The 4,089-nt window shown below is 41.9% G+C and carries 9 protein-coding genes; all 9 read right to left on the bottom strand.

Annotated features, from left to right (window positions below; all coding sequences use genetic code 11):
- Positions 1-264, bottom strand: a 264-nt coding sequence (locus AACQ17_RS07060) for a hypothetical protein (RefSeq protein WP_141201459.1), incomplete at its 3' end; no start/stop codon positions are given.
- A 1-nt stretch (position 265) separates the two neighbouring features.
- On the bottom strand, positions 266-592 hold the full coding sequence (locus AACQ17_RS07055) for a hypothetical protein (RefSeq protein ID WP_094167700.1): 327 nt from the start codon (positions 590-592) through the stop codon (positions 266-268).
- Positions 573-791: a hypothetical protein gene (locus AACQ17_RS07050; protein WP_094167699.1), complete on the bottom strand. Its 219-nt coding sequence runs from the start codon at positions 789-791 to the stop codon at positions 573-575. The genes AACQ17_RS07055 and AACQ17_RS07050 overlap by 20 nt, the downstream gene beginning before the upstream one ends.
- Before the next feature lie 37 nt (positions 792-828).
- On the bottom strand, positions 829-2,352 hold the full coding sequence (locus AACQ17_RS07045; protein ID WP_166538144.1) for a DNA cytosine methyltransferase: 1,524 nt from the start codon (positions 2,350-2,352) through the stop codon (positions 829-831).
- A 46-nt stretch (positions 2,353-2,398) separates the two neighbouring features.
- Positions 2,399-2,704, bottom strand: a complete 306-nt coding sequence (locus AACQ17_RS07040) for a hypothetical protein (RefSeq protein WP_094147439.1) — start codon at positions 2,702-2,704, stop codon at positions 2,399-2,401.
- A gap of 2 nt (positions 2,705-2,706) precedes the next feature.
- Positions 2,707-3,165, bottom strand: coding sequence for a hypothetical protein (locus AACQ17_RS07035; protein ID WP_094147440.1), 459 nt, complete (start codon positions 3,163-3,165; stop codon positions 2,707-2,709).
- Entirely contained in the window at positions 3,166-3,411 is a 246-nt protein-coding gene (locus tag AACQ17_RS07030; protein ID WP_094167698.1) for a recombinase family protein, read from the bottom strand.
- Positions 3,401-3,835, bottom strand: coding sequence for a hypothetical protein (locus tag AACQ17_RS07025; protein ID WP_094167697.1), 435 nt, complete (start codon positions 3,833-3,835; stop codon positions 3,401-3,403). Before AACQ17_RS07025 ends, AACQ17_RS07030 begins: the two co-directional genes overlap by 11 nt.
- A 60-nt stretch (positions 3,836-3,895) precedes the next feature.
- Positions 3,896-4,089, bottom strand: a 194-nt coding sequence (locus tag AACQ17_RS07020) for a response regulator transcription factor (protein ID WP_141201458.1), incomplete at its 5' end; no start/stop codon positions are given.

The raw sequence follows: 4,089 nt of genomic DNA, 5'->3' as shown, positions 1-4,089 counted from the left end.
ATCTTCAGTAACCATTTCAACCGAGCTAAGCCCTTTTTCCATATCAAATGTGTGATTGATAGGGTTTTCTGGTCGTTGCTTACGATAACCTTCAATTTCTTCTTTATGCTTATCAACCATTGACTTGATCTTTTCTAGATCAATCTCATCGTCAAAAAAACCAATGGCAAAGGTTGGTTTTTCATCTCCAAAGGCACTAGAATTAATCATTCTAAAGCCAAACATTTCCATTTCTTTTGCTTGTATTTCGTTGTATGTTGCCACTTCATTTGCTCCTATCTAACGCCTCAATCCACTGCATTGCTACTGCAGCAACTTGAACAAGTTCAGAGCGTAACTCTTTGGTGTTAACTTCCAAAGTGTGCTTTGAAACATTGCCCTTAATCTGGCCAAGCTTGGCGTTTACAAATAGTATCGCGGCCTCGCTCACTTCGCCAACCTCTTCACCAAGTATTGTATCCCAAACGTTATTGTGAAGTTGGCGATCGGCTCCCCATCTAAAATCCTGAAAAGCCATTTCCGCTACAACGGCAGGTATGACTCCGCTTTTAAAGTGCTTTTCAATTTGTTCCTCAATCTGTTTTGATTGCATTTTTGCTTTCCTTACTTAGCTTTAGTTTTCTAAGCTTATGTACAGCCTCGTCGTAGTTAAGCTTTGCTTTTTTTAGCTCTACAACTGTTTTGTTTAAGCTTGGTAGGATTTCATTTTGAAGTGTGTCTAGGAGTTGTTTTGTTACTTGTTCTAGCGATTGCTTCTTAAAAGCTGGTGGCGGTGGCGGTGGCGGCGGCATCTTATCTCCATTTATTAGAATGTTAATTGGTCGTTACCTATGCTGCTTTTTGTTTAGATAATGGCTGCAAATTTGCTTCAACAAGCGCTTGCGCTACAGGAGGACATACTGCATTGCCACATCTTGCTACTTGGCTTGCTTTGCTTATTTTCTTGCCTTGGGAGTTATGAGTAATTTTGTACTCAGACGGGAAACCTTGAGCTGCAAATAACTCATGAGGCTCAAGCATTCGCATGCCGATGTCGACGATCTGGTATTGCTCTCCATGAACGGTAACCAAACCAAAGCGGTCTTTTGTTGTTACAGTGCCAATAGGAGTGTCACAACCTTCAGCAAAACTCGTTCCGTAATACTTAATTAGGAAAGCTCGCACTTCGCCTAGGTGTAAACCGCCGGCTGAAATTGTGTGTAGTGGCTCATTTGTTGCGTGGCCGATATTTGTGCCGCGCAGCTTAACCATATGGCTTGTTACTAGAGCTTGGGTGTTTGCAGTGCCAGGTCTTTTTTGTTCTCCACCGGATGTGATTGTATGAACTGGCGTTTCAATATCATAACCAACACTTCCAGACCTGAACTTTGTCATGAACGCCATGACTAGTGCGTTATGATCAGTCGTTGTAACGGTCGCTAATGGCTCTCTTAAATCTGAACCAGTAACGCCTGTATAGTGCTTGGCAATAAATGCGCATTCGCAGTTAACAACAAATGGTGAATCTGTACCAAATACAAACTTTTCCAAACCTTTTGCGATACGCTCCATTGTTTTTTCGGCAAGTGGTTTTTTTCGTCCGAAAATTGATTTAACAGGGATTGACCAGTCAATGATATCTGCTGCGGTCGCGTAAGGCATGAGTCCTGAACCTTTCTGGCCGTGCGTGGGAACTGGCCATTCGATTGGCTGTTTGTCATTACGAGCGACTAAAAAGAAGCGTTTACGAATGGTTGGCGCACCGTAATCACAAGCGTGAAGAACTCGATAATCGACATTGTAACCAAGCCCTTTTTCAAGTTTTTCATACGGAAAGTTTTCCCCTAGCGCATAGCGTATTTCTTCCCATGCTGGGTGTTGTTTCTCCAATCCAGTGGTGAGTACTTTTACAAAAGCCTCGAATGTTTCACCTTTTCGATCAGGGCATGGCTTGAACTTCCCTTCTTCAGCTTCAACAACCGGCCCCCAAGTCATAAACTCTTCAACGTTCTCAAGCATGATGATACGAACCGGCACAAGTGCAGCCCAGCGGATAGCTACCCAAGCTAAGCCGCGAATGTTTTTATCTACAGGTCTATTGCCTTTGGCTTTTGAGAAGTGTTTGCAGTCAGGAGAAAACCAAGCCAAACCAACTGGACGACCTGCACAGGCTTCAACGGGATCAACATCCCAAACCGACTCACAATAGTGCTTGGTTTCTGGGTGATTCATTTTGTGCATATCAATCGCGGCGGGATCGTGGTTTATCGCAATATCAATATGGCGGTTAAGGCCAAGTTCCATGCCAGTGGAAGCACCTCCGCCGCCCGCAAAGTTGTCGACTACTATTTCATTTTTTAGCAACACAAACATACCCTCAATAAAAAACCCTCAATAGAGGGTTAGTTTTTCTATGTGGTTAATCCCAAGGTTCAACATCATGATGGTGAAGCTTACCAACCTTACATAATCTGCAGGTTTCTCCTTCTCGGCCAATTTGGAACCAAACCTCTTCGCAATGATCGTTATCACATGTGCAATAGTAACTGGCTGTTCCTTTTTGCGCGGCTCGTTCCCAGAATTGCTTTGTCATTACTTTTACTTCTGGACTATCAGGCGTGTAGATGGTGCAGCGCTGGCGATCGGCTTTGGCATTGCGTTTGGCTGGCATTCTTGCCATTCCTAAATGCATCGCCGCTGATAAAATAATTAGATCTTTTTTCATGTTTAATCCCACCAAATTTTCCTGACCATTTTAGATTTAAGCGTTTCAACTTTGTCGCAATATATGCATGTTCTAGTTGTTCCATCAGTCGCACTATCTTTATGGTTCTCAATCCATCCATGGCGCATGTCTGTGTAAGCGCACATTCCCTTTTCTTTGTATTCGCTAATAAACCACTCAGTCACATCAACTGGTGAACATATTGGCGAATCTAGGCTGTATGCAAATGTTTGATAGTCACCGCAAGCTAATCGAATTAACGTCCTGCCAAAAAAACAATTTGTATCATCGAGAAATCCAAGATGAAGATCGCCGTCAGCATCCTTGTACATACGATAGTGATGCTTTAGTGATTGATATTTTTTACTGTAAGCGAATCTCCGCAAGTTGTACGATGAGTTTGGAAAATCACTTTTTAGTAAATCATGTAGACGAATTGAAAGAGGCTTTGTCATCGTCATTTAGTAATCTCCATTGAATTTATCTACTTCAGCGTAATGACTGATCGCGTCACTTACTGTTTGTGGATGCCAGTTCGCTCCGTGCATTGTTGGAATGCGTTTGCGGTTAAGTTCGCGAGCGGCTGCGGAGTAAGAACCTTCGGTTAAGTAAGCAAGCTCAACTTGAAACCGAACTGATTCCCAGTAGGCGTTGCACTTTTGTTTATATGCCTCACCGCCGTTAGTTCCCTGATTTTTATTCACCATTACTTCCTTTAAGCAGTTTCATTAACTTTTCAACTTCGCAATGTGGCCCTTCATCATCACCTTCCCATGGGAATTCACCAGAGAAACCCATAATAGGTTTGACAATGTTTATATATGCTTTGATGGAAAGGTGATTTAAATGCTTGCATTCATGATCTGATTCGATGATTTGCTTTCTTATTTCATCTATTTCGCAATCTGGGTTAATGCCTGACTCTTTCATTGCAAGATAAATGGAAAGCATATGAACAACAGCATTTGCAAAGCGCTCAAATCCATTAATTATGAAGTGGCCAGACTTAACGTGTGTCACATCGAAACTGCCAAATCTAACCATTGTTATAGCCAAACCTTCAACGCCATCAATAAAAAAGGCAGGAACATCTTTTCTGCCTTCTTTCGTTGGTATATTTATTGTGTTCATTGACTATTCCTTTAAAATTCGTAATGTAATATTTTCACCTGCGTTTAAAACCAGTCATGCTTAGCTAGGCTTATCTCTGTCAATTTTTGCAATTAGTTCAGCTCGATTTTTTACGCCAAGTTTTTTGTATATTCTTGAAAGATGGCCTTTTAGTGTTGACTCGGTAATGAATAGCTTTTCAGCTAACTGGCAGCAGCTAGATTGCTTATCAATTGCTTGCATTACTCTGTACTCACTCTTGGACAGTGCATTGG

The organism is Vibrio sp. V10_P2A27P122 (genome assembly GCF_963874335.1).
In the GTDB taxonomy this organism is placed as follows: domain Bacteria; phylum Pseudomonadota; class Gammaproteobacteria; order Enterobacterales; family Vibrionaceae; genus Vibrio; species Vibrio anguillarum.
This window is presented reverse-complemented; position numbering and strand designations above follow the sequence as displayed.

Coding starts and splice junctions, on each gene's coding strand:
- AACQ17_RS07055 (WP_094167700.1), bottom strand. CDS start 592: ATGCAATCAAAACAGATTGAGGAACAAATTGAAAAGCACTTTAAAAGC.
- AACQ17_RS07050 (WP_094167699.1), bottom strand. CDS start 791: ATGCCGCCGCCACCGCCACCGCCACCAGCTTTTAAGAAGCAATCGCTA.
- AACQ17_RS07045 (WP_166538144.1), bottom strand. CDS start 2,352: ATGTTTGTGTTGCTAAAAAATGAAATAGTAGTCGACAACTTTGCGGGC.
- AACQ17_RS07040 (WP_094147439.1), bottom strand. CDS start 2,704: ATGAAAAAAGATCTAATTATTTTATCAGCGGCGATGCATTTAGGAATG.
- AACQ17_RS07035 (WP_094147440.1), bottom strand. CDS start 3,165: ATGACGATGACAAAGCCTCTTTCAATTCGTCTACATGATTTACTAAAA.
- AACQ17_RS07030 (WP_094167698.1), bottom strand. CDS start 3,411: ATGGTGAATAAAAATCAGGGAACTAACGGCGGTGAGGCATATAAACAA.
- AACQ17_RS07025 (WP_094167697.1), bottom strand. CDS start 3,835: ATGAACACAATAAATATACCAACGAAAGAAGGCAGAAAAGATGTTCCT.